This window comes from Marivita sp. S0852, assembly GCF_046591575.1.
GTDB lineage: Bacteria > Pseudomonadota > Alphaproteobacteria > Rhodobacterales > Rhodobacteraceae > Marivita.
In genome coordinates this window covers 148502-170935 of the sequence record NZ_JBIQWA010000004.1, presented here as the reverse complement: position 1 = coordinate 170935, position 22434 = coordinate 148502, and the positions used below count along the sequence as shown (strand labels likewise).

The window sequence follows — 22434 nt, the reverse complement described above, 5'->3', positions numbered from 1 at the left end:
ACTATGTGTCATAGGATTGCCGCATGACCCCGTCTGACGCCAGCTTGCGCACGATATTGCAGCGCACAAAGATCATCGCGGTTGTCGGCGTGTCGGCAAACCCCGTGCGCCCGTCTTACTATGTGGCGCGCTATCTGTCGCTCAAGGGTTTCAAGATCATCCCGGTCAATCCGGGCCATGCGGGAAAAACCCTGTTTGGCACAACGGTTGTCGGTCGCTTGTCTGACATCAGCGATGATGTGGATATGGTTGACATCTTCCGTCGCTCCGAGGCCGTTCCACCGATTGTTGACGAGGCGCTGGACACGTTTCCCAAGCTACAGACAATCTGGATGCAGATCGGCGTCGAACACGCCGAGGCCGCAGCCAAGGCCCAAGCTCGCGGTGTCGACGTGGTGATGAACCGCTGCCCCAAAATCGAATACCAGCGTCTGTTCGGCGAATTGCGCATGGGCGGTTTCAACACCGGTATCCTGTCCTCCAAGCTGTGATATCTCTCAACGGCAAGGTCAGCTTGCGCTGACCGATTGAACGAATGGATCCGACACGGCATCAGGCAAGATTTCGAGTTCCCACGCTGGCGGTTTCGGTCTGTCAGGCAGGCGTCCATCTGCCAGCGCTTCGAAAACCGGGCTGGGGTCGCCGGGGAAATGGACGAGTTGTGGTTCGGTCTTATTGATCAGCCGGACAAATGCGAGGTCATATTCCAGCAGCCCGATCATAAGCGGGTCTTCTTCCCCATGCGCCAAGATCCAGTCCCGAAACGCTTCGGCTTCCAGTGGCGCGTACATCTTTGGTGGGACGGTGTCGAAATATGCCATCATCATCGCGTCAAAATCATTCCCGTCACGCAAGAGGCCATAGCGTACCGTGCGTGGAAGGGTCCGCGTCAGCATCGACCCGCGAAAAGACCTTGAAAGATAGGAGTAAAGCGTCAGCAACGGATGATCTTCGGGCCAAGCGTGACCGGATGGATCAGCCCGCCAGACAGCTTCGGTCAAGCTCGTTTCCCAGTCTTCAGGCGTGATCGGAGGGGCTGACGGGGCCAGGGTTTGCGTGACGGGTGGTGCGTCTGATCGGCTTTGCCCTGCGCTCTCCCACAATTTGCGCAGTCCATCTACAATCCCGTCCAGCTGTGCTGGCAATACATCTTCAAGAAAGGTGTCGTAAATTTCGAAATTGATCGCGCCAAGGTTCGGCAAATCCGGGATCAGTTCGCGCGCACGGGCCGCCAGTTCATCCGGCATCGGGCCAGAATGACTGTCCAGCCATACACCCCCAAGATCGTCGCCGCCGGCCAGGTGCACCTCCCAAACGCGGTCGAACGGGATTTGCGAGAGCGTTTCGTCGAGATCAATCCGCCCATTGCGGTGATTACACCAAAGGTTATGCAAATCGAGAAGCAGCCCGCAATCGGCCTCTTCGCTAACCCGTTTCAAAAAGACCCCATCCGGCAGTTCGAAGGGCTTGCGTTTGAGATAAGCGACACCTGTTTCGACGGCCACCGGACGGCCGACGCCTGCCTTGAACATCGCGATGTTTTTGATTGCGGTTGCGACGCCAGCATCGGTTTGAAGTGCGGGCAATAGAAATCCAGCTGACCGGTGCGGTGTGCCCGCGACTGACAGATGTTCGGACACCCAAGGGCTGCCGAGACGCACTGCGGTTTCTCTGAGCAGCGCCATCTGTCCCGCATGTGGCGTGCGTGTCCCTCCCAATGGAACGCCAACCGAATGCACAAGTTTGGTTTGTGGTAATGAGGCTATGGCTTCAAGCGCAGGACGGAATTCCGTAAACGGACCGGCTATCGGATCTTCCGCGAGCCAAAGCGTTTGCGGTTCGATTTCTAGGACATCAAGAGCATCGGGACGACGGCGCAGGAAAGGTTCAAGCGCCGCCGTAAAGATCATACCGATGCCCAGCTTTGGAGGCTGGTACATCTGGGCCATCTCAGCCAAAACGCATCGCGTGGGCTTCGACGTTCAGTTTCTCGTCCAGAATAAAATTCTGTTCAATCAGCAGGCGCAAATTATGCCCCGAGCAGCAGGCATCGTGACCGGAAAAATGCGCTATCCTATCAATAGCTTTGTAGACATTGTCAATTTTGGCACCAATTTCCGGGTTCATCGCGACCGTATTATGCGCTTCTCTGACTTGATAACCAGCTGCCGCGCGCGGCATGGCCTCGGCAGAGACGTCGCGAAACACCATGTCGCGATGCGAGTCGAAGTGGATGTCGTGACCAGAACAACAATTTGGACAGCCTAGCTTGTCAAGCACGGAACTGATTGCTTTCTTGAACCTTCCCAGATCGGCAGCGACAGAGGCGGGCATGGAAACACGAACGGGTTTAATGTGGGACATGTCGTTCATAGCGAGGCCTTTCAAAAATCGACGTTTTAGAAAATACGCGTAAAGTATCGCGTAATAGGAATATATCACGCATTGCGATTCGCTCGGCTTTAACGGGAATGTGGTGCGCTGATTTCTGCCAGTTGGTGTTTCGCCAGGACGCAGTTCTTTAGGTAAATGACTGATTTAATTTTGGCATTCATGCGCCAAAATCCGCCGATCACGTTCGGCTGGCTTTTTCCTGCAAACCCGATTGTCCCTGACGTCGGTCCAGTTCTGCCATCACATCACCAAGCGCCACATTGCGGGATTTCAGCATCACCAAGAGGTGGAACAACACGTCCGCCGCCTCTGATGTGAGCCGGTCTTGATCGCCTTTGACAGCTTCGATCACCGCTTCAATCGCCTCTTCGCCAAATTTCTCGGCGCATTTTTCGGGGCCTTTGGCCAAAAGCTTGGCGGTCCAGCTGTCCTCGGCCGACGCCATCGCGCGGGTCGCGATGATGTGTTCCAATTCGCTGAGCGTCATACCAAGCGCACCGGAATACCGGCCTTGGCCATATGGGCCTTGGCCTCGCCGATGGTGAATTCACCGAAATGGAAGATCGACGCGGCCAACACCGCGCTGGCACCCCCTTCGGTCACACCTTCGACCAGATGGTCCAATGTCCCCACACCGCCCGAAGCGATCACGGGCACGTTCACGGCGTCTGAGATGGTTTTGGTCAAGGGCAGGTTGAAACCGGCCTTGGTGCCATCGCGATCCATGGATGTCAGCAGAATTTCTCCGGCCCCTTTGGCGACCACGGTTCTGGCAAACGCGACGGCATCAATCCCGGTCGGTTTGCGCCCGCCATGGGTGAAAATCTCCCAGCGGCCCGGTGCAACGGTTTTGGCGTCGATCGCCACAACGATGCACTGGCTGCCAAACTGGTCAGCGGCCTCGGCCACCACATCCGGGTTGGCGACGGCGGCTGAATTGAACGACACCTTGTCGGCCCCGGCCAGCAACAACGCGCGCACATCGGCAACCGTTCTGACCCCTCCGCCAACGGTCAGCGGGATAAAGCACTGTTCGGCGGTGCGCGTGACCACATCGAACATCGTGCCCCGGTTTTCGTGTGTGGCGTGGATGTCAAGAAAACAGATCTCGTCCGCCCCGGCGGCATCATAGGCCCGCGCGGCATCCACCGGATCGCCGGCGTCGCGCAGGTCGACAAAATTGACACCTTTGACCACACGGCCATCGGCGACATCCAGACAGGGAATGATGCGGGTTTTCAACATGCCGGTCTGATACGCCCAAACGCGCAGCGAGGGAAGGGCGGCTTCGTCGCAGATGTGGGGTGCCGGTGTCAGCCTTTCAGCGCGTTTAATGCCGCTGTCAGGTCAAGCGCCCCGTCATACAGCGCGCGTCCGGAGATCGCGCCATTCAGCTGTGCCCCGCAGTCGCGCAACGCAATCAGATCGTCCAGCGACGACACCCCCCCGGATGCAATGACGGGGATCGACACCGCGCGCGCCAGATCGGCGGTTGCTTCGATATTCGGGCCCTGCATCGCGCCATCGCGATTGATGTCGGTATAGATAATGGCCGCCACGCCTGCGTCTTCAAAGGACTTGGCAAGATCGGTCACCTGGACATCGGTGTCCTTGGCCCAGCCCTTGGTGGCCACTTTGCCGTGCCGCGCGTCGATCCCGACGGCCACATGGCCGGGAAACGCCTTGGCGGCCTCGCGCACCAGTTTTGGGTTTTCAACCGCGACGGTGCCAAGGATCACCCGTTGCAGGCCTTTCGCCAGCCATCCTTCGATGGTCGCCATGTCCCGGATGCCGCCGCCCAGCTGTGCCGGAACCTTGGTTCGTGCCAGAATGGAGTCGACGGCCGCGGCATTGACAGGTGCGCCCGCGAATGCGCCGTTCAGATCGACAAGATGAAGCCATTCGCACCCGGCTTCGACAAAGTCCATCGCCTGTGATGCCGGATCATCGTTAAAGACTGTGGATTTCTCCATATCCCCACGCAACAGGCGCACGGCCTGGCCGTCTTTGAGGTCAATCGCAGGGTAAAGGATCATGTCAGGGTCTCCGATCAAAACACCTGTGCGCTTTGACATGACGGAACGACACATGCAACGCGACCCTGCGTCAATCTTGATCCGAGGCAGGAGGGTGCGTCAGGGTCACTGGGCACTTTTGAGGGAGGACAGTGAGATGAAACGCACAGCGCTTGCGGCAGGGTTTGTTCTGGCGGCGACAGCGGCCCTGGCGGACCCGGTTGTCGGGACCTGGAAAACCCAACCCGGAGATGATGGCAATTTCGGGCTGGTGACGATCAGCACCTGTGGCACCGAGATTTGTGGTGTTCTGGGGCAGGGATATGACGCCAGCGGAGCCAAAATTGCATCACCCCATATTGGCCGCCAGATGATCTGGGCGATGAAACCGCAAGGTGGCGGGGCCTATAAAGGTGGAAAAATCTGGGCTCCGGATCGTGACAAGACCTACAATTCCAAGATGACGCTCAAGGGCAACCAGCTTACCGTGGAGGGCTGTGTGCTGGGTATTTGCCGAGGCCAGACCTGGACGCGGGTCAAATAGGCCGCGTTGATCGAAAGGGTCGCTGCGCGATCCGGTTCAGCCTGCCCCGGTGGGGCAGGCGCAGTGAGGCTCTGCCTCACACTCCGAGATATTTTTGAAACGAAGAAGGCGTTATGGGCACCATTTCAGGAAGTTGGCAATCATCCTGAGACCGGTTGCCGCACTTTTTTCCGGGTGGAACTGAAATCCGACCATGGTGTCGCGCGCGACGATGGCTGTGACATCGCCGCCATAATCCACATGCGCGATGCGCTGCGCAGGCGTATCGACCCGCATCTGGTAGGAATGCACAAAATAAGCATGCTCGCCCGTTGCAACGCCCTCCAGCACCGGATGTGGCGCGTCGATGACCAGATCGTTCCATCCCATATGCGGTACTTTTAAGGCTGCATTGGCCGGTGTGATCCGGTCGACCACCCCGTCGATCCAGCCCAAACCCCTGGTGGTTTCATATTCCAGGCCGTCGCGCGCCATCAGTTGCATGCCAACGCAGATCCCCAGAAACGGGCGGGCCTTGACCTCCACGGCGTCGACCATTGCGGCAAAGGCCCCAGAGGCGCGCAGCGCGGCGGCACAGGCCGGAAAGGCCCCGTCGCCTGGCAGAACAATCCGGTCCGCGCCCGCAATCACGTCGGGATCGGATGTGACCACAACCGCACCGGCATCCACCTCTGCGGCCATTCTTTGAAACGCCTTTTCTGCCGAGTGCAGATTGCCGCTTTCGTAATCAATAATGGCTGTCAGCATGGCTCAGAGCGCGCCTTTGGTGGACGGGATGGCATCCGATTTGCGGGGATCGACCTCCAACGCGCCCCGCAGCGCCCGCGCCACCGCCTTGAAGGCCGCTTCGGCAATGTGGTGGCTGTTGATCCCGTGCAGCATATCCACATGCAAAGTGATACCGCCATGGGTGCTGAGTGCCTGAAAGAACTCGCGCACCAGCTCTGTGTCGAAGGTTCCGATCTTTGCAGTGGGCAGATCGACATTCCACACAAGGAAGGGTCGCGCCGACAGGTCCAATGCCGCGCGCACCAGCGCATCATCCATCGGCAAAAGGCAACTGCCATAACGCACGATCCCGCGCTTGTCGCCCACCGCTTGTGTCAGCGCCTGACCCAGCGCGATGCCCACATCCTCAACGCTGTGGTGATCGTCGATATGAAGATCGCCGTCACAGCGCACTTTCATGTCCATCAGCGAATGCCGCGCAAGCTGGTCGAGCATATGGTCAAAAAACCCCACGCCGGTCTGGTTGTCGTATTGCCCGGTGCCGTCCAGCGCCACCTCAACGGTGATCTTGGTCTCGGCGGTGGTTCGGGTCACTGTGGCGCTGCGCATATCGCCTCTCCTTGGATTGCGTCGCGGCCTTATAGGCGGGCAGCCGCGTGCCGCCAAGTGGCGCTGTGGCTATCGTTGCCTGCCGGTCAGGAAAGACGGTCGATGGAGCGGGCGAGGCGATTCGAACGCCCGACCCTAACCTTGGCAAGGTTATGCTCTACCCCTGAGCTACGCCCGCGCTGCCATCGATCAGACCGGATTGGAGCGGGCGAGGCGATTCGAACGCCCGACCCTAACCTTGGCAAGGTTATGCTCTACCCCTGAGCTACGCCCGCGCTGCCAATCTGGTGAGGCGGATTTAGTGTGTGTTCGGGCAGGGTGCAAGAGGAAAATTTTGCAGTAAATGCCGATAGAATTGTCGGCGGGGTCGGGCACGGCCGTATGAAGGCATCACCGGACGGGCACGACGGCTTGCACAGGCTTTGCGAAGCGGCTTTAGTCGCTTGGTGTTTCATGCACAGCGAAATCAAGCCAAGGGAGATAGCCATGCCAGATGGAAGTGCTGCAGGATCAGCGTCACGCAGGAGTGTCGTCGTTCAGGAATTCACAAACAGCGTCCTTGATCCCAATGAACCGATGCAAGGGCCGGTCGAAAACGGTGGAACGATCATCGCCAATACCGCGCCGGGATGCTGGGGTCCGATGATCACGCCAAGCCTGCGCGGCGGGCATGAGGTGACCAAGCCCGTTTATGTCGAAGGTGCTGAAATCGGCGACGGAATCGCTATTCGCATCAGGGATATCACTGTGACGTCGATTGCGACCGCATCCGGGCATGACAGTTCCCCCGAGGGGTTCTGCCTTGGCGATCCCTATGTGGCTGCGCGGTGCCCGGTTTGCGACACGGTCTGGCCGGAAACTCATATCGAGGGTGTGGGGCAGGATTCCGTCAAATGCGATACTTGCGGCAATGCTGTGAAGCCGTTTGAAGTCGTGCACGGCTACACTGTCACTTTTGACGACACCCGCACCGTCGGGCTGACCCTGCCGAAATCCGCGGCTGAACGCATTGCCAAAGAGGCCAATCATTACGCCGCCTTACCCGATGCAAGCAAACAACATTCTATCCTGAACTACGCGCCGTCCGACATGCCGGGCGTTCTGGTCCGGATGCGTCCTTTCATGGGGCAACTTGGCACATGCCCCTCCATGCCGATGCCAGACAGCCACAATGCGGGTGATTTCGGCGCGTTTCTTGTTGGGGCGCCGCACGACTACGCCATAACCCAGGAACAATTGGCCGAGCATAAAACCGATGGTCACATGGACATCGACGCGGTCCGTGCGGGCACAATCCTTGTCTGCCCCGTCAAGGTGAAAGGCGGCGGTGTCTATACCGGGGACATGCATGCAGGCCAAGGTGACGGCGAAATTGCGGGACACACGATGGATGTCTCGGGCAGTGTGACGCTGCAAGTGGAAGTGGTGAAGGACTATCCGCTCGACGGGCCTGTTCTTTTCCCGCTTGAGGACGACCTGCCGCCCCTCGCAAAGCCGTTTACCGAAGCGGAAAAGGCCAAGGGTGCGCGTCTTGCGGCGAAATGGGCCGTGTCCGATCTGGAAGAGCTTGCGCCGATTTCCGTGATCGGCACTGCCGCAAATCTCAATGACGCGATCGAAAACGGATTGGCGCGGGCAGCGAAACTGCTTGATGTGACAGTGGCCGAGGTCAGAAACCGGGCCACCGTGAATGGCGCGATTGAGATTGGACGGGCACCCGGCGTTATCCAGGTCACGTTCCTTGCACCATTGAGCAAGCTTGATGCGGTCGGTCTGGGCGACTACGCCCGCGAGCAATACGGCCTGTAAAACAACATAATGCACGGGCACCATATCGGTGCCCGTGGTCTTTTGCGGTGAGTTTTCTGAAGTCTGGTTTGACGTGGTGCCTGGCCGGATCACTCCAGTTCGATCAACAGATCCTTGGCATCGATCTGTCCGCCCGCCTGGACATGTACGGCCTTGACCACGGCGGTGCGTTCGGCGTGCAGGCCGGTTTCCATCTTCATCGCTTCGATGGTCAACAGAAGGTCGCCTTCCTTGATCTTCTGCCCCACCGTCACCGCAATCGAGGCGACGACGCCAGGCATGGGGGCACCGATGTGGTTCGGGTTGCCGGGCTCGACCTTGGGGCGGGCGATGGTTTTGGCTTTGACGCTGCGATTGGGGACACGGATCGTGCGGGGCTGGCCGTTGAGTTCGAAGAACACCTTCACCTCGCCGTCATCGGTGGTTTCGCCCACCGTCTGCAGACGCACCTCAAGCGTTTTGCCGGGGTCGATCTCGGGGCTGATTTCCTCGCCGGGTTCCATTCCGTAAAAGAACGTCTTGGTCGGCAAGACACGCACCGGCCCATAGATGCGGTGGCGGCCCATGTAATCAAGGAAAACCTTGGGATACATCAGATAGCCGTTGAGATCCTCATCATCCACCGCCTTGCCCTCAAGCTCTTTGATCAGGGACGTGCGGGTTGCCTCGATATCCACCGGATCGGCGTAATTTCCGGGGCGGTCGGTAAAGGGCTTTTCCCCTTTCAGGATCTTTTTCTGAACCGCCGAGGGCCATCCGCCCGGAGGCTGCCCGAGATTGCCGCGCATCATGTCAACCACACTGTCGGGGAATGACAGATCGACATCCGGGTTTTCCACATCCGCCCGGGTCAGGCCCTGGCTGACCATCATCAGCGCCATGTCACCGACCACTTTCGACGACGGCGTGACCTTCACGATGTCGCCGAACATCTGGTTCACATCCGCATAGGTCTGCGCAACCTCATGCCAGCGGTCCTCAAGCCCCATGGACCGCGCCTGCGCCTTGAGGTTGGTAAACTGACCGCCGGGCATTTCGTGCAGATACACTTCGGAGGCCGGGGCCTGCTGGCCGGTTTCAAATGCGGCGTATTGTGCGCGCACACCTTCCCAGTAATTGCTGATCTCGCGGATGGCACTGATATCAAGCTGTGTCGCCCGTTCGGTGTGGCGCAGCGCCTCGACAACCGAACCCAGCGTCGGCTGGGACGTGTTGCCTGACAACGCGTCCATCGCGGCATCCACCGCATCCACGCCCGCCTCAGCCGCTGCCATGATCGACGCGATTGCCGCCCCGGACGTGTCATGCGTGTGGTAATGCACCGGCAGGCCAACCTCTTCTTTCAAGGCTTTGACCAACGCCGTGGCGGCCGCCGGTTTCATCAGACCGGCCATGTCTTTCAGCCCCAAAACATGCGATCCCGCCGCCTTGAGATCTTGCCCCATCTGGACATAGTATTTCAGGTTGTATTTGGACCGATCCGGATCATGTAGATCTCCGGTGTAACAGATCGTGCCTTCCAGAATCCGGTCGGTGTCACGCACCGCATCCATCGCGACGCGCATGTTTTCCACCCAGTTCAGGCTGTCAAAAACGCGGAACACGTCAACGCCGGTTTCGGCGGCCTGTTTGACGAAAAACTGCACCACATTGTCTGGATAATTGGTGTAGCCAACCCCATTGGCCCCCCGCAAAAGCATCTGCGTCATCAGGTTCGGCATCGCCGCGCGCAGGTCGCGCAAGCGCTGCCAGGGGCATTCCTGCAAGAACCGGTAGGCCACGTCAAACGTCGCCCCGCCCCAACATTCGACACTGAACAACTGAGGCAGGTTGGCCGCATAGGCCGGGGCCACCTTGACCATGTCAATCGACCGCATCCGCGTGGCCAGCAGCGACTGATGCGCATCGCGCATGGTGGTGTCGGTGATCAGCACTTCTTTTTGCGCAAGCATCCAGTCAGCAACCGCCTGCGGGCCTTTTTCATCCAGCAACGTCTTGGTGCCGGCGGGTGGGTGATCGCGTCGCAATTTCGGAAGGCGCGCCGGTTTCAGGTCATCCGCCGGTTTTGGACGTCCGGCAACCTCGGGATGCCCGTTCACGGTAATATCGGCGATATAGGTCAGAACCTTGGTGGCGCGGTCGCGGCGTTTCTTGAATTGAAACAGCTCTGGCGTCTCGTCGATGAACTTTGTGTGGTACTGATTGTTCAGAAAGGTCGGATGCTTTAGCAGGTTTTCGACAAAGGCGATATTGGTCGACACGCCGCGAATACGGAATTCCCGCAACGCGCGGTCCATCCGGGAAATGGCCTTTTCAGGAGTTTGCGCCCAGGTGGTCACTTTTTCCAAAAGCGAATCGTAATAGCGCGTGATCACCGCGCCGGAATAGGCGGTCCCGCCGTCCAGTCGCACACCATTGCCTGTCGCCACGCGATAGGCTGCGATCCGGCCATAATCGGGAATAAAATTGTTCTGCGGGTCTTCGGTGGTGATCCGGGTTTGCAGTGCGTGGCCGTTCAGCTTGATATCGTATTGCGACGCTTTGCCGGTGGCTTCGGCCAGCGATTTGCCTTCCGCGATCATGATCTGTGCCTGGACGATGTCGATGCCAGTGACCTCTTCGGTCACGGTGTGTTCGACCTGCACGCGGGGGTTCACTTCGATGAAGTAGAATTTGCCGGTCTCCATATCCATCAGGAATTCGACCGTGCCCGCGCATTCATAATTCACATGGGCACAAATCTTCCGGCCCAGCTCGCAGATTTCTTCGCGCTGCGCTTCGCTCAGATAGGGGGCGGGCGCGCGTTCGACCACTTTTTGGTTGCGGCGCTGCACTGAACAATCGCGCTCATACAGGTGGTAAATGTTGCCCTGCGTGTCCCCAAGGATCTGCACTTCGACATGGCGCGCGCGCAGGATCATCTTTTCAAGATAGCCTTCGCCATTGCCAAACGCCGCTTCTGCCTCGCGGCGTCCTTCAAGCACCTTTTCCCGAAGCTCATCGGGCCCATTGATCGGCCGCATCCCGCGGCCGCCCCCGCCCCACGACGCCTTGAGCATCAGCGGATAGCCAATCTCGTCGGCCTCTTTGGCGATGGCTTTGAAATCATCGCCCAAAACCTCGGTGGCGGGAATAACCGGCACACCCGCTGCGATCGCCACCTTGCGTGCCGACGCCTTGTCACCAAGCGCGCGCATGGTTTCGGCCCGGGGGCCGATAAAGGTGATGCCATTGGCGTTACAGGCATCCACCAGGTCAGGATTTTCAGACAACAGACCATAGCCGGGATGGATGGCATCGGCCCCGGATTGTTTGGCCACGCGAATGATCTCGTCAATGCTGAGATAGGCCGCAACCGGGCCCAGGTCTTTGCCGATCCGGTAGGCTTCATCCGCCTTGAAACGGTGCAGGCCCAGCTTGTCCTCTTCGGCGAAAACCGCAACCGTGGCTTTGCCCATTTCGTTGGCGGCGCGCATGATGCGGATGGCGATTTCGCCGCGATTGGCGACGAGAATTTTCTTGAATTCCTGCATTTTACTGTCCTGACCTACGAATGATGAGCGATGCTTAGTAAGGTTTTGTTACAATCTCAACGGGCCGTGTTCGATAAATCAGATTTGTTTTCTGCCCCGTCCCAGGTTTTGCCGCGCACCTGCTTTGGCGTGGTCGCGCCCAATTGGCCAAGGTTGGACGCTATGTCTTTGCTTAGAATATCGGCCAAATGGGCAGGCCCGGCCTGACCCAGCGCGCCAAGCGCATAATGCCATGCCCGCCCCAACATCACAAAATCAGCCCCAAGGGCAATCGCGCGCAAAACATCCAGCCCGCCTTCGATGCCGCTATCCATGATCAGCGGCAAGGATGTGGCAGCACGCATCTCTGGCAGGATCTCGATCGGGGCGGGGGCGGCATCAAACTGGCGACCGGCGTGATTCGACACCCAAATGGCATCGACGCCCGTCGCCTCCAGCCGCGCCGCATCGGCGGGGTTCAGCACGCCTTTGACAAAAAACGCGCCATCCCAGGCATCGCGCAGCCAAGTGACATAGGCCCAATCCGGCGAGGTGCGCAGCAGATATCCAGCGTGCTGGGTCGAGCTGAGGCCCGTAACCTTGCCGGCGTAATCATCAATCAAGCGCATCCGCGGCATCCCCTGACGCGCGGTGCCCAGTGCCCATGCCGGACATCGGGCAATTTGCGTCAACAGTCGGGGCGTCAGCTTGGGCGGCGTGGTCAGCCCCGAGCGCACCTGCCGTTCCCGGCGCGACGGCACCGGCACATCGACGGTCAGGATCAGCGTTGAAAACCCCGCGTCTTTGGCCCGGTTCAGCATGTCCGTTCGAATGCCCTCATCCCGGGGCGGGTACATCTGGAACCATCCATTGCCATCCAGATATGGTGCGACCTCTTCGGGGGTGCGGGTGGCCACGGTGGAGATGCTGTAGGGGATCTGCGCCTTGGTTGCCGCCCGCGCCAGCTTGCGCTCTGCGTCCGGCCAGATCAGACCCGACATGCCCACCGGGCTGATGCCGACAGGAAGGCTGTAGCGAGAGCCGCACAGTTCGGTGGTCAGATCCACATCCAGTTCACCATGCAGAACCGACGGCATGAACAAAACCCGGTCCAGCGCTGCCCGGTTTCGCCGCAACGTGGCTTCGGTTCCGGTGGCGCTATCCAGGTATTCCCAGACAAATCGGGGAATGCGGGCACGCGCCCGCGTTTTCAGATCGTAAAGGGCTGGGTAATTGCTGTGAAAATCCATAGGGTTGCATTTGTGCGCAGCGGGTCGAATTTGTCCAGCAGCGGATTTTTGTAAAAATCCGGGCATTTCCTTGCAAGGAAATGCCCGCGTGGTGATGTGAACATTATCAGAACATCTTTAACTCTGGTGGATGGGCCGCTATCTTGCCCGGCATGAGCAGTTTCGATGAAATGGAAGCGTTCGAGAACGCCTCACTCTCCGCCCGCGCCATGGGTGCGCGCCCGCAGCCCTATCTGGAGGATCTCAACCCTGCACAACGGCAGGCGGTCGAGACGCTGGATGGCCCTGTCCTCATGCTGGCCGGGGCCGGGACCGGCAAGACCAAGGCGCTGACGACGCGAATCGTGCATTTGTTGAACACCGGTCGCGCGCGTCCGAACGAAATTCTGGCCGTCACCTTTACCAACAAAGCGGCGCGCGAGATGAAGGATCGGGTGGGCCGGCTGCTGGGCCAGACGGTTGAAGGCATGCCGTGGCTGGGCACTTTTCATTCGATCTGCGTCAAACTGCTGCGCCGTCATGCGGAACTGGTCGGGTTGAAATCGAATTTCACTATTCTGGACACCGATGATCAGCTGCGCCTGCTCAAGCAGCTTGTTCAGGCCGCCGGGATCGACGACAAACGCTGGCCCGCGCGGCAATTGGCCGGGATCATCGACACTTGGAAAAACCGCGCGATCACGCCGGACAAGGTGCCGGCAGCGGATGCGGGAGCCTATAACCATCAGGGCCCGAAGCTTTACGCGCAATATCAGGCGCGTCTGAAAGAGCTGAACGCGGTGGATTTCGGCGACCTGTTGCTGCATGTGGTGGCGATCTTTCAGGCGCATCCCGATGTGCTCGACCAGTATCAGCGCTGGTTCCGCTACATCCTTGTGGACGAATATCAGGACACCAATGTCGCACAGTACCTGTGGCTGCGCCTTTTGGCGTCGGGGCACAAGAACATCTGTTGTGTGGGCGATGATGATCAGTCGATCTATGGCTGGCGCGGGGCCGAGGTGGGCAATATCCTGCGCTTTGAGAAAGACTTTGAAGGCGCGCATGTGGTGCGTCTGGAGCAGAATTACCGCTCGACACCGCATATTCTGGCAGCGGCCTCGTCGGTGATTGCGGGCAATCAGGGGCGTCTGGGCAAAACCCTTTGGACCGAAGCGCAAGAGGGCGAGAAAGTGCGCCTGATCGGCCATTGGGACGGCGAAGAAGAGGCCCGCTGGATCGGCGAGGAAATCGAAGCGATGCAGACCGGCACGCGCGGGATGCGCGCGATGTCGCTGGATGACATGGCGATCCTCGTGCGTGCCAGCCACCAGATGCGCGCCTTTGAGGACCGGTTTTTGACCATCGGGCTGCCTTATCGCGTGATCGGCGGGCCGCGTTTCTATGAACGGATGGAGATCCGCGACGCGATGGCCTATTTCCGGCTGGTCGTATCCCCCGAAGACGATCTGGCCTTTGAGCGGGTGGTGAACACCCCCAAACGCGGCCTTGGCGACAAGGCGCAGCAGACGATCCAGACCGTTGCGCGGGCCAACGGTGTGTCCTTGGTCGAGGGCGCACGACTGGCGGTCGAGCAGGGTTTGATCAAAGGCAAAGGCGGCACGCAACTGGCGCAGCTTGTCGCCGATCTTGCACGCTGGGGCCGCATGGCCGGGGATGCCGATATGGCCCATCCCGAACTTGCCGGCATTGTTCTGGACGAATCCGGCTACACCGGCATGTGGCAAAACGACAAAACCCCCGAAGCGCCGGGGCGGCTTGAAAACCTCAAAGAACTGGTCAAGGCGTTGGAGGAATTCGAGAATTTGCAGGGCTTTCTGGAACATGTGAGCCTGATCATGGACAATGACAAAGGCGGCGATGGTGAAAAAGTGTCGATCATGACGCTGCACGCGGCCAAGGGTCTCGAATTTCCCGCCGTGTTCCTGCCCGGTTGGGAAGACGGGCTGTTCCCGTCACAGCGCAGCATGGACGAAAGCGGGCTCAAGGGGTTGGAAGAGGAACGCCGTCTGGCCTATGTCGGCATCACTCGGGCCGAGGAGGTCTGTACGATTTCTTTTGCCGCCAACCGCCGTGTGTTCGGGCAATGGCAGTCGGCGCTGCCATCGCGCTTTATCGACGAGCTTGATGAAACCCATGTCGAGGTGCTGACACCGCCCGGCCTATATGGTGGCGGGTATGGTGCTGCGGGCATGGCGTCTCCGGCGATGCAGACAATGGCCGGGTCGGACCTGCACGAGAAAGCCTCTCAGGCGAATGTGTATAATTCGCCGGGCTGGAAACGGCTTCAGGCGCGGTCCTCGGAGCGGCCCATCAGCCAACCGAGCGAGGCGCGCAATACGGTGATCGACGCCACTGCGATTTCGTCTTATGCGCTGGGCGAACGGGTGTTCCATCAGAAATTCGGCTATGGCGCGGTGGTTGGGATTGAAGGCGACAAGCTGGAAATCGAGTTTGAGAAAGCCGGTATCAAAAAGGTGGTCGCGCGCTTTATCTGCGCGGCGGATGACGTGCCTTTTTAAGCCAGGCGGGAGGCGTTGCCTGTCGTCCGTCCATTGGGCTTGAGCCAATGGTGCCAAATGAACGACCCGCCGAGGTATTTGGGGCCCAAAGATGCCCATCTGCCCGAGTTGACGTCACGGTGTTTTGTGCCTAACGCGACGCCGTGGCGATTTGTTACCGGATTGCGGGCCACGTTAAACATTCTGCTAAAAGGCCCGACGAAAGCCCCTTTCGCTTGGCCGAAACGGGGCTTTTTTTGTGGGTTGCGGCCCGGAGTGATGATGACATGAAGAACAAGAAACCACGCACGCGCATGGTTCATGGCGGCACCAAGCGGTCTCAGTGGAACGAGGTCAGCGAAGCCGTTTTTCTGACCCAGGGCTTTGTCTATGACAGTGCCGAACAGGCCGAGCAGCGCTTTATCCAATGTGGCCCGGATGAGTATATCTATGCACGCTATGGCAATCCGACGGTTGCCATGTTCGAAGAACGCATTGCGCTGCTGGAAGGGGCCGAGGATGCCTTTGCCACGGCCAGCGGAATGGCGGCGGTCAATGGCGCGCTGATGTCGATGCTGAAGGCGGGCGATCATCTTGTGTCGGCGCGGGCCTTGTTTGGGTCATGTCTTTATATTGTCGAAGATATTCTGCCACGCTTTGGGGTAGAGGTGACGTTGGTGGACGGTGCCGACCTTGATCAATGGCGCAGCGCGGTGCGCCCGGACACCAAAGCGGTCTTTTTCGAATCGATGTCGAACCCGACGCTGGAGCTGGTCGATATCGAGGCCGTGGCCGAGATCGCTCATGCCCAGGGCGCGCTGGTTGTGGTGGACAACGTCTTTTCCACGCCGGTGTTTTCCGATGCGATTGCGCAAGGTGCGGATGTCGTGATTTATTCATCGACCAAACATATCGACGGGCAGGGACGCACGCTTGGGGGCGTGATCCTTGGAACGCAGGACCATATCCGCAAAACGGTTGAACCGTACATGAAACATACCGGCGGTTCCATGTCGCCGTTCACGGCCTGGGTGCAGCTCAAAGGTCTGGAGACGCTGGATCTGCGGGTGCGCGCCCAGGCGCAATCGGCGCAAACCATCGCAGAGGCACTTTCGGGCCATGCTGCTTTGAAACAGGTGATTTATCCGGGCCTTGAGTCTCATCCGCAATCGGCATTGGCGCAGCGCCAATTGGGGTCGGGGGGAACGATGCTGGCGCTTGAACTGAATGGTGGCAAAGACGCGGCGTTCCGGTTTCTGAACGCGCTGGAGGTGATCATCATTTCCAACAATCTGGGCGACGCAAAAAGCATTGTCACCCATCCCGCAACCACAACGCATCAACGCCTGAATGCAGACCAAAGGGCGCTATTGGGCATCACCGATGGGTTGGTCCGGTTGTCTGTCGGCATCGAGGATGTGGACGATCTTGTCGAGGATCTGATGTCGGCGCTGGATGGGGCCGGCTAGGGCTTTTTTATTCACGCACAGACTGATCCGGACAGGCCCGGCACCCGTATATCTATTGAGTTGAAAAGTTGTGTCCCATCCTTATGTTCGGAAGGTGACCAACAGGCGAGGGGGCCTGCACATGAATGTTCATACGCCTGAGATTGATCGCAAACCAAGCCGCGAAGAAGCTGAGAACGCATTGGCGCTTTTGCGGCAATGGGCCGGGAAATCTCATGATGCCGAGATCGACCTTGTCGATCCGGTGTTGCGCAGCCTGATAGAGCAGGGTGACACACCCTATCCGGTTCTGACACGGGACTATCCGGCAGAATTTCTGGTCGATCCAGTCTATAAAGACACGCTTCCCGATCTTCAGAACGGTCCATCTGCACTTATTCGCGGGGCGAACCGCAGCATTCAGCATGTGGGCATTTCCAATTTCCGCCTCCCGATCAGCTATCACACACGCGACAATGGCGATTTGATGCTGGAGACCAGCGTCACCGGCACGGTCAGCCTTGATGCCGACAAAAAGGGCATCAACATGAGCCGCATCATGCGGTCCTTTTATCTGCATGCCGACAAGACCTTCAGTTTTGGCGTGATCGAAGCGGCCCTTGACGATTACAAGTCTGACCTTGAGTCGTTTGATGCACGTATCAACATGCGTGTGTCTTTCCCGATGAAGGTGGAGAGCCTGCGCTCTGGCCTGTCCGGATACCAGTATTACGACATCGCGCTCGAACTGGTGGACACCGACGGTGTGCGCCGAAGCGTCATGCATCTTGATTACGTCTACAGCTCGACCTGCCCGTGTTCTCTGGAACTGTCCGAACATGCCCGCAGAGAGCGGGGCCAGTTGGCGACGCCGCATTCGCAACGCTCTGTGGCGCGGATTTCGGTCGAGGTGAACAAGGGCAAGTGCCTGTGGTTCGAGGATCTGATCGACATGTGCCGCCGGGCCGTCCCGACCGAAACGCAGGTCATGGTCAAGCGCGAGGATGAACAAGCTTTTGCGGAATTGAACGCGGCGAACCCGATTTTTGTCGAGGATGCGGCCCGGCTGTTTGCCGAACAACTTCAGGCAGATCCCCGCATCGGCGATTACCGCGTTCTGGCCAGTCATCAGGAAAGCCTGCACAGCCATGATGCCGTGTCGGTCCTGACCGAAGGCGATCTGTTTGCCGCAGATAGTCTTGACCCAAAGCTGTTTTCGACCTTGTTCCACGTCGGTTAAACACCGGCGCGCGACGGTGCTGGCATCGTCGCGCTTGCCTCTGATGAATGTGCGGCCTACCAAGGCGCGATTGCATTTACTCAAAGGCCGTTTATTCGCCTGTGGCTTCCTCTGGTCCTCCTTTACAAACCATATCCACCGGCTTCGTTGCAGCGATTGTCGGTTTTTTCAGTTCGTTCCCCATCCTGTTGCAAGGCCTGACATCGGTCGGAGCCACGGCCGAACAGGCAGCGTCGGGATTGTTGTTTGCCGCCCTGGCCATGGGGCTGGCCGGTATCTTTCTGTCCTTATGGAAGAAAATGCCGATCAGCGTGGCCTGGTCGACACCGGGTGTGGCGCTGCTGGCGATCACTCCGGCAACCAGCGGCGGGTTCAACGAAGCGGTTTTCGGGTTCTTGATCGCGGGCGCGTTGACGGTGCTGGCGGGGCTTTGGCGGCCATTGGGGCGTCTGATCACGCTTATTCCGGGACCACTGGCACAGGCCATGTTGGCCGGAGTGCTGATTTCGCTGTGTCTTGTGCCCTTTCAGGCGATGGCAGACGCGCCGGCGATTGCCCTGCCGGTTGTTCTGACGTGGTTTGTCGTAAGCTTGATCAACCGGCTGTACGCCGTACCTGCCGCAGTTGTGGCGGCGTTGGGGGTGGTGGGCTGGGCGACCGGGTTTGACATTGCGTGGCCGGACCATGTTCTGACGCAGCCGGTCTTGATTGCGCCCCGGATCGGAATAGAGGCTGTTTTGAGCATCGCCATCCCGCTGTTTATCGTGACGATGGCAACCCAGAACATACCCGGCATCGCGGTTCTGCGCAGCTATGGCTATCGCCCGGAGCCGGGGCCTTTACTGACAACGGTTGGCACGGCAAGCGTAGCCAGCGCCGTTTTCGGATCGGCGGCAACCTGCCTTGCGGCGATCACAGCTGCCATCTGCGCCAACGAAGACTCTCATCCAGATCCGAAACTGCGCTACTGGTCCTCGGTTTCCACGGGCGTGTTTTACTGTCTGTTCGGGTTGTTTGCGGCGGTCATCACGGCCATTGCCTCTGCCGCGCCAGAGTTGCTTTTGGGGACACTGGCCGGGGTGGCATTGATCGGTGTCTTTACCAGCTCGGCCACGGCTGCACTGTCGGATACGGATCACCGCGAAGCTGCGGCAGTGACGTTTTTGACCACGGCGTCCGGCATGGCACTTTTCGGGCTAAGCGCGCCGGTCTGGGGATTGGTCCTGGGCGGGGGGGTGCATGTCCTGAAAACGCGCTTGCGCCGTGTATAATGCTTCGGGCCATGCAGATGCTTGACACCTTGATCCTCCGGGTCCAACGCTAACGGTTATGTTCGATATCCGTCCCGTTGCATATGTGATCGGTCTGCTTGTGGCTGTGCTTGGGGCGACCATGCTGCTGCCGCTTTTGGTTGATCTTGCAGAAGGGCGGGGCGAATGGCCGGTCTTTCTGCAAAGTGCTGTTTTAACAACATTTTCCGGCGGGCTGATCGCGCTTGCCTGTGCCAATGGGGTGCGCGAAGGGCTGTCGATCCAACAAACATTTCTGTTGACCACCGGTGTCTGGGTGGCGCTGCCGATTTTCGGCGCGATCCCGTTTGTTCTGGGCGCGACCGAGGCGCGCTTTGTGGATGCGTTCTTTGAAGCGATGTCCGGTCTGACCACCACCGGCTCGACCGTGTTTTCGGGATTGGAAGACCTGCCAAAGGGCCTGCTGCTGTGGCGTGGTTTGCTGCAATGGCTTGGCGGCATCGGTATCATTGTTGTGGCCATGGTGTTCCTGCCGGAACTGCGCGTCGGCGGTATGCAGATCTTTCGGACGGAAAGCTTTGATACCATGGGGAAAATCCTGCCCCGCGCGACCGAGATTTCGGCCTCGATCTCTAGCATCTATGTGGGTCTGACGCTGGCTTGCGCCACCTCTTATGTGGTGGCGGGCATGGGGGTGTTTGACGCCACGGTCCACGCCATGACAACTGTCGCCACCGGCGGGTTCGCCAATTACGACGCGTCGTTCGGGGCCTTTAATCCGGCCACCGAATACGTGGCCACCGTGTTCATGTTGCTCGCCGCGTTGCCATTTGTGCGCTACGTGCAGCTGACCACCGGGCGCAGCCTATCGCCTTTGCTGCGCGACAGCCAAATCCGCGCATTTCTGGGAACGGTGATCGTGATTGTGGCGTTCTTGCTGGTCTGGCGCGTCCTTGTCATGGGCGCCAGCGACGAAGAGGCGGTGCGCAAGACGCTGTTCAATGTGGTCTCGATCATCACCGGCACGGGATACGCGTCGCAGGATTACGGGCTTTGGGGCCCGATGGCGGTGGCCAGTTTCTTTTTCATCGGTCTGATTGGCGGCTGTGCGGGATCAACCGCCTGTTCGATCAAGATATTCCGCTATCAATTGCTGTTCGCCTCGATTTCGGTACAATTGCGCAAGGTGCGGTCGCCGCATGGTGTGTTTGTGCCGCGCTACGAGGGACGCCCGGTCAGCGACGAAGTGCTCAACTCGGTGATTTCGTTTTTTGTGTTCTTCATCGTGACGCTTGGGGTGTTGTCGGTCGGGCTGGGCATGACCGGTCTCGACCTTACGACATCCGTGTCCGGTGCCGCAGCGGCCTTGGCGAATATCGGCCCCGGTCTTGGTTCCGAAATCGGCCCCTCCGGCAATTTTGGCGGCTTGAATGACACTGCGAAATGGATGCTGTCTATTGGAATGCTGCTGGGCAGACTTGAACTTTTGGCGGTATACGCCCTTTTCACCACGACTTTCTGGAGAGCCTGATGACCACACAACCGCTTGGAGCCCAAATCTCGCAAATGTTGAAAGAGCGGGGCGTTGACACGATTTTCGGCATCCCCGGCGTGCATAACGTCGAACTCTATCGCGGCATCGAGCAGGCGGGGATCACCCATGTGCTGGCTCGGCACGAACAGGGGGCGGGCTTTATGGCAGATGGGTATGCGCGGGCATCGGGCAAACCGGGGGTCGCTTATGTCATCACAGGCCCCGGTCTGACCAATCTCCTGACACCGCTGGGGCAGGCCTATTCCGACAGCGTGCCGGTGCTTGCGATCTCATCCTGTCTGGATGAAACATCCGCACGCCGGGGCCAGTTGCACCAGATGCGCGATCAGCGCGCGGCTGCTGAAACCGTCTGTGCCTGGTCCGAAGAGGCCCGCAGCGCGCAGGCCGCCTATACGCTGATCGACCGGGCGTTTGATGAATTTGCAAGCACGCGCGCCAGGCCAGTTCATCTGCAGGTGTCGATTGACACTCTGGGCGCGCAGGCCAGCGCCGCCCCATTGCCGCCTGAGCGGCGTCCTGGCCGGCCTGCGGCGCGTCATGCCGATGTTTACGCCCTTGTCGATGCGGTTCTCAAAGCGCAAAAGCCGCTTTTCGTGTTTGGCGGCGGTGCAAAAGGGGGGGCCGCTGCCATCCCGCAGCTGTTGCAGCAAACCGGTGCTGCCTCGATCGTGACCTATGCGGGCCGGGGCGTGGTACCTGCGGACACTCCGCTATACTTTGGCAGCAGCCTTGCCCGGCCCGACAGCGCCCGCATCGCCGCCGAGGCGGATCTGGTCATTGCGGTTGGCACCACCTTGTCCGAAGTCGACCTGTGGCGTCCGACGCTGGGGCACACCGCGCCGATGATCCGGGTGGATATTGACCCTGCCTGTTTCACTGACCTTGGCCCGGCGGACACCGCCATTCTGGCAGACGCAGCAGAGGTTCTGCATGCCATGGCGATTGCCATCTCTGCCCGCACCGAAGACCTGCCGCCCAAATGGCAGGCCTCCGAGGTGGCGCAACACCGCGCGCTGTGGCATGCCGAAATCGAGGCCGAGCGGCCCGGCATCCTGCCGGTCTGCGACGCGCTCAAAGTGGCGCTGCCAGAGGACACGATGATCTATTCCGACATGACGCAATTCGCCTATGCCGCAAAAGAGGTGTGGGACATGCCCAAACCCGGTCATTGGCACCATCCGTTCGGGTTCGGAACGCTGGGCTATGCATTGCCCGCCGCCATCGGGGGTGCTGTGGCACGACCGGGGCAGCCGACCGTTGCGCTGGCCGGGGATTACGGCTTGCAATACACCATTCAGGAATTGGGCACCGCCGTCGAGCTTGGCCTGCCATTGCCGATCCTTGTCTGGGACAATGGCAAACTTGGTGAAATCGAGGACAGCATGGTGCGCAGCCAGATTGCGCCCAACGCGGTTGTCGCCCGCAATCCGGATTTCCTTGCCCTGGCCAAAGCCTATGGGGCCGGTGCGGTCGAGCCCAAATCGCTGGATGATCTGCAAACCGCCCTGCGCGCCGCGCTGACAGCAGACGGACCCACGGTCATCCGGATGACGCAACACATGGCAGGATAACGGTTGT

General features: G+C 59.4%; 18 protein-coding genes, 2 tRNA genes and 1 riboswitch. Of the genes, 9 read left to right on the top strand and 11 right to left on the bottom strand.

Annotation, left to right across the window (positions count from 1 at the left end; all coding sequences use genetic code 11):
• Window positions 1-23 precede the first annotated feature (23 nt).
• Window positions 24-491, top strand: coding sequence for a CoA-binding protein (locus ACG74X_RS09885; RefSeq protein WP_411234456.1), 468 nt, complete (start codon window positions 24-26; stop codon window positions 489-491).
• Window positions 492-509: 18 nt separating this feature from the next.
• On the opposite strand, the gene ACG74X_RS09880 is transcribed toward ACG74X_RS09885, so the two are convergent.
• From ACG74X_RS09880 to hisA, 5 genes are all read right to left on the bottom strand, one after another.
• Window positions 510-1940, bottom strand: a complete 1431-nt coding sequence (locus ACG74X_RS09880; RefSeq protein ID WP_411234454.1) for a DUF692 family multinuclear iron-containing protein — start codon at window positions 1938-1940, stop codon at window positions 510-512.
• Window positions 1941-1950: 10 nt separating this feature from the next.
• The gene (locus tag ACG74X_RS09875; protein WP_411234453.1) at window positions 1951-2373 is read right to left on the bottom strand and encodes a hypothetical protein; all 423 of its coding nucleotides are present in this window, start codon (window positions 2371-2373) and stop codon (window positions 1951-1953) included.
• 199 nt (window positions 2374-2572) lie between these two features.
• On the bottom strand, window positions 2573-2881 hold the full coding sequence (locus tag ACG74X_RS09870; protein ID WP_411234452.1) for a phosphoribosyl-ATP diphosphatase: 309 nt from the start codon (window positions 2879-2881) through the stop codon (window positions 2573-2575).
• Window positions 2878-3639, bottom strand: a complete 762-nt coding sequence (gene hisF, locus ACG74X_RS09865; RefSeq protein ID WP_411234450.1) for an imidazole glycerol phosphate synthase subunit HisF — start codon at window positions 3637-3639, stop codon at window positions 2878-2880. The genes ACG74X_RS09870 and hisF overlap by 4 nt, the downstream gene beginning before the upstream one ends.
• A 68-nt stretch (window positions 3640-3707) precedes the next feature.
• Window positions 3708-4430: a 1-(5-phosphoribosyl)-5-[(5-phosphoribosylamino)methylideneamino]imidazole-4-carboxamide isomerase gene (gene hisA / locus ACG74X_RS09860; protein WP_411234992.1), complete on the bottom strand. Its 723-nt coding sequence runs from the start codon at window positions 4428-4430 to the stop codon at window positions 3708-3710.
• Between the two features lie 136 nt (window positions 4431-4566).
• On the opposite strand from hisA, the gene ACG74X_RS09855 reads away from it, so the two are divergent.
• Window positions 4567-4953: a DUF2147 domain-containing protein gene (locus ACG74X_RS09855; RefSeq protein WP_411234449.1), complete on the top strand. Its 387-nt coding sequence runs from the start codon at window positions 4567-4569 to the stop codon at window positions 4951-4953.
• 111 nt (window positions 4954-5064) lie between these two features.
• Here the strand turns inward: ACG74X_RS09855 and hisH are convergent, their stop codons facing one another.
• From hisH to ACG74X_RS09835, 4 genes are all read right to left on the bottom strand, one after another.
• The gene (gene hisH, locus ACG74X_RS09850; RefSeq protein ID WP_411234448.1) at window positions 5065-5700 is read right to left on the bottom strand and encodes an imidazole glycerol phosphate synthase subunit HisH; all 636 of its coding nucleotides are present in this window, start codon (window positions 5698-5700) and stop codon (window positions 5065-5067) included.
• Window positions 5701-5703: 3 nt separating this feature from the next.
• On the bottom strand, window positions 5704-6291 hold the full coding sequence (gene hisB, locus ACG74X_RS09845) for an imidazoleglycerol-phosphate dehydratase HisB (protein WP_411234446.1): 588 nt from the start codon (window positions 6289-6291) through the stop codon (window positions 5704-5706).
• A 103-nt stretch (window positions 6292-6394) separates the two neighbouring features.
• A tRNA-Gly gene (locus ACG74X_RS09840) sits at window positions 6395-6469 on the bottom strand.
• 22 nt (window positions 6470-6491) lie between these two features.
• A tRNA-Gly gene (locus tag ACG74X_RS09835) sits at window positions 6492-6566 on the bottom strand.
• A gap of 211 nt (window positions 6567-6777) precedes the next feature.
• Here ACG74X_RS09835 and ACG74X_RS09830 point away from each other — a divergent pair.
• Window positions 6778-8100 carry an acetamidase/formamidase family protein gene (locus ACG74X_RS09830; RefSeq protein WP_411234444.1) on the top strand — a complete coding sequence of 441 codons (1323 nt, stop codon included), beginning with the start codon at window positions 6778-6780 and terminating at the stop codon, window positions 8098-8100.
• A gap of 89 nt (window positions 8101-8189) precedes the next feature.
• Here ACG74X_RS09830 and ACG74X_RS09825 read toward each other — a convergent pair whose 3' ends face one another.
• Complete coding sequence (locus tag ACG74X_RS09825) at window positions 8190-11633, bottom strand: pyruvate carboxylase (protein ID WP_411234443.1); 3444 nt, start codon at window positions 11631-11633, stop codon at window positions 8190-8192.
• 56 nt (window positions 11634-11689) lie between these two features.
• The gene (locus ACG74X_RS09820) at window positions 11690-12862 is read right to left on the bottom strand and encodes an alpha-hydroxy acid oxidase (protein ID WP_411234442.1); all 1173 of its coding nucleotides are present in this window, start codon (window positions 12860-12862) and stop codon (window positions 11690-11692) included.
• A gap of 152 nt (window positions 12863-13014) precedes the next feature.
• Between ACG74X_RS09820 and ACG74X_RS09815 the strand changes: the two genes are divergently transcribed.
• The 6 genes from ACG74X_RS09815 (at window position 13015) to ACG74X_RS09790 (ending at window position 22427) form a co-directional block, all read left to right on the top strand.
• A complete protein-coding gene (locus tag ACG74X_RS09815; protein WP_411234440.1) occupies window positions 13015-15384 on the top strand; it encodes an ATP-dependent helicase in 2370 nt (789 codons plus the stop codon).
• 133 nt (window positions 15385-15517) lie between these two features.
• A riboswitch (SAM riboswitch) is annotated at window positions 15518-15594 on the top strand.
• A 56-nt stretch (window positions 15595-15650) separates the two neighbouring features.
• The gene (metZ, locus tag ACG74X_RS09810; RefSeq protein ID WP_411234438.1) at window positions 15651-16832 is read left to right on the top strand and encodes an O-succinylhomoserine sulfhydrylase; all 1182 of its coding nucleotides are present in this window, start codon (window positions 15651-15653) and stop codon (window positions 16830-16832) included.
• 121 nt (window positions 16833-16953) lie between these two features.
• Window positions 16954-18051 (top strand): GTP cyclohydrolase FolE2, encoded by a 1098-nt coding sequence (folE2, locus tag ACG74X_RS09805; protein WP_411234437.1) that lies wholly within the window; start codon window positions 16954-16956, stop codon window positions 18049-18051.
• Window positions 18052-18152: 101 nt separating this feature from the next.
• Window positions 18153-19322, top strand: a complete 1170-nt coding sequence (locus ACG74X_RS09800) for a benzoate/H(+) symporter BenE family transporter (RefSeq protein WP_411234436.1) — start codon at window positions 18153-18155, stop codon at window positions 19320-19322.
• A gap of 58 nt (window positions 19323-19380) precedes the next feature.
• On the top strand, window positions 19381-20832 hold the full coding sequence (locus tag ACG74X_RS09795; protein WP_411234434.1) for a TrkH family potassium uptake protein: 1452 nt from the start codon (window positions 19381-19383) through the stop codon (window positions 20830-20832).
• Window positions 20832-22427: a 5-guanidino-2-oxopentanoate decarboxylase gene (locus ACG74X_RS09790; protein WP_411234433.1), complete on the top strand. Its 1596-nt coding sequence runs from the start codon at window positions 20832-20834 to the stop codon at window positions 22425-22427. The genes ACG74X_RS09795 and ACG74X_RS09790 overlap by 1 nt, the downstream gene beginning before the upstream one ends.
• The last annotated feature ends 7 nt before the right edge of the window (window positions 22428-22434 follow it).

Bases quoted from the DNA above. Each gene is read 5' to 3' on its own strand.
- ACG74X_RS09885 (WP_411234456.1), top strand. From the start codon at position 24: ATGACCCCGTCTGACGCCAGCTTGCGCACGATATTGCAGCGCACAAAG.
- ACG74X_RS09880 (WP_411234454.1), bottom strand. From the start codon at position 1,940: ATGTACCAGCCTCCAAAGCTGGGCATCGGTATGATCTTTACGGCGGCG.
- ACG74X_RS09875 (WP_411234453.1), bottom strand. From the start codon at position 2,373: ATGAACGACATGTCCCACATTAAACCCGTTCGTGTTTCCATGCCCGCC.
- ACG74X_RS09870 (WP_411234452.1), bottom strand. From the start codon at position 2,881: ATGACGCTCAGCGAATTGGAACACATCATCGCGACCCGCGCGATGGCG.
- hisF (WP_411234450.1), bottom strand. From the start codon at position 3,639: ATGTTGAAAACCCGCATCATTCCCTGTCTGGATGTCGCCGATGGCCGT.
- hisA (WP_411234992.1), bottom strand. From the start codon at position 4,430: ATGATCCTTTACCCTGCGATTGACCTCAAAGACGGCCAGGCCGTGCGC.
- ACG74X_RS09855 (WP_411234449.1), top strand. From the start codon at position 4,567: ATGAAACGCACAGCGCTTGCGGCAGGGTTTGTTCTGGCGGCGACAGCG.
- hisH (WP_411234448.1), bottom strand. From the start codon at position 5,700: ATGCTGACAGCCATTATTGATTACGAAAGCGGCAATCTGCACTCGGCA.
- hisB (WP_411234446.1), bottom strand. From the start codon at position 6,291: ATGCGCAGCGCCACAGTGACCCGAACCACCGCCGAGACCAAGATCACC.
- ACG74X_RS09830 (WP_411234444.1), top strand. From the start codon at position 6,778: ATGCCAGATGGAAGTGCTGCAGGATCAGCGTCACGCAGGAGTGTCGTC.
- ACG74X_RS09825 (WP_411234443.1), bottom strand. From the start codon at position 11,633: ATGCAGGAATTCAAGAAAATTCTCGTCGCCAATCGCGGCGAAATCGCC.
- ACG74X_RS09820 (WP_411234442.1), bottom strand. From the start codon at position 12,862: ATGGATTTTCACAGCAATTACCCAGCCCTTTACGATCTGAAAACGCGG.
- ACG74X_RS09815 (WP_411234440.1), top strand. From the start codon at position 13,015: ATGAGCAGTTTCGATGAAATGGAAGCGTTCGAGAACGCCTCACTCTCC.
- metZ (WP_411234438.1), top strand. From the start codon at position 15,651: ATGAAGAACAAGAAACCACGCACGCGCATGGTTCATGGCGGCACCAAG.
- folE2 (WP_411234437.1), top strand. From the start codon at position 16,954: ATGAATGTTCATACGCCTGAGATTGATCGCAAACCAAGCCGCGAAGAA.
- ACG74X_RS09795 (WP_411234434.1), top strand. From the start codon at position 19,381: ATGTTCGATATCCGTCCCGTTGCATATGTGATCGGTCTGCTTGTGGCT.
- ACG74X_RS09790 (WP_411234433.1), top strand. From the start codon at position 20,832: ATGACCACACAACCGCTTGGAGCCCAAATCTCGCAAATGTTGAAAGAG.